This is a genomic window from Petrotoga sp. 9T1HF07.CasAA.8.2, assembly GCF_002895585.1.
GTDB lineage: Bacteria > Thermotogota > Thermotogae > Petrotogales > Petrotogaceae > Petrotoga > Petrotoga mobilis.
On the sequence record NZ_AZRI01000006.1, the window covers coordinates 1 to 1594 of the forward strand.

The window sequence follows — 1594 nt, forward strand, 5'->3', positions numbered from 1 at the left end:
CTGCGGTCCCTTAGACCCGGCTCCGCACTTTAAATGTCTGTATCTTTAATTTAATTATACAATATTAGGATGCTTAATTTTAATCAATATGATTAACCGATGCAATAAGAATTAAAAGGAAATATTGATTTATTTGACTTTGTCTTTTTTTTAAACTATAATTAGTTTGGGATATTAAATCCTTTAAAAACATTAGTAAAAAAGAATGGTTCCGTTTCGGAGGAATTATATGTCAATTTATGCCTTAACATCTTTGATAGTCTTCATAATTGTCGTTGTAGGAATGGTTTTTCAGAAAATAGATAGAACGCTTATTGCAATGTTGGGGGCTATTTTTCTATTAGGAACAGGGATTTTCCCTGACCAAATTGGTGCAATAAAAGAGTACGTGGATTATAACACTCTGTTATTGCTGCTTGGAATGATGGTATTTGTTGAGACTTTAAGAAAGACAGGTATATTTACCTTCTTAGGTCTCTCCATGTTAAGATTGTTTGGGAATAACACCTATACCTTATTCATCTCTCTAATTTTTTTGGTTGCTTTATTTTCTGGCTTTATTGATAACGTTACTACTGTTTTAGTTTTTATTCCAATGACTTTTGCCATTACGGATTCATTAAATATTAATTATCTCCCTTTTGTTTTAGGAGAAATTTTCGCATCAAATATTGGAGGTATGGCAACAATAATTGGTGATCCTCCTAATATTATGATTGCTTCTGCGGCAGGTTATTCTTTCTCAGAGTTCGCTCTTATTATGTATCCGGTTACATTGATCAATTTAGTATTCGCCATTCTCTTATTGATATATTTCTTCAAGGAAGATTTATCCGTTAAAATAGACAAAGAAGCGATTAAAAACTTTGATGTATCTCATATTGTAGAAAACAAAAAGGAATTTATCTTGTCTATACTTTTGTTTGGAGCGGTTATCGTAGCTTTTGCTTTACAACATGAGCTAAATTTAGAAAGTTCAACCGTTGCCTTAGCTGCTGGCTTTTTCTCGTTATTTATTCTTAGACCAAAGGATTTGAAAGATACATTATCTAAAGTTGAATGGGAAAATATTTTGTTTTTCTTTGCTTTATTTTTAATTGCCGGTGCACTTGAAGAAACGGGTATCATTAGCGCTTTTTCTAATATACTGGTCGATTTTGCTGGCAACTCTTTACTTATATTTAGTCTTTCTATTCTAACAATTTCTTCTTTCTTTACTGGTTTCTTAAATAATGTTCCTTTAGTGGCTGCAATGATACCTGTCATTGAAAAATTATCTATTTCTGAATCTTCCATATTTAGTAATCTTGACCCCATTTGGTATTCGTTATCATTGGGGGCTTGCTTGGGAGGGAACTTAACTCCAATAGCCGCTTCAGCGAACGTTATAGCGTTAGGTCTTTTAACCCAATTTAAAGGGAAAACAATTTCTTTTTGGGAGTTTTCTAAATACGGTTTGATAATATTATTAGGGAATATAGTAATTTCTGGAATATATGTAAATTTCATTTTTTTCTGATTTTTTATCCTTATAGGGTGGGCTGCGGGATGAATGGGTCCAGATTCTTTTCCTTAGAGGGTGGGCTGCGGGGCG

The 1594-nt window shown here is 32.7% G+C and carries 1 protein-coding gene; it reads left to right on the forward strand.

Features of this window, described 5'->3' with window-relative positions; translation table 11 throughout:
• Window positions 1-229 precede the first annotated feature (229 nt).
• Window positions 230-1519, forward strand: coding sequence for an SLC13 family permease (locus X925_RS01015; protein WP_103065873.1), 1290 nt, complete (start codon window positions 230-232; stop codon window positions 1517-1519).
• Window positions 1520-1594: the final 75 nt, after the last annotated feature.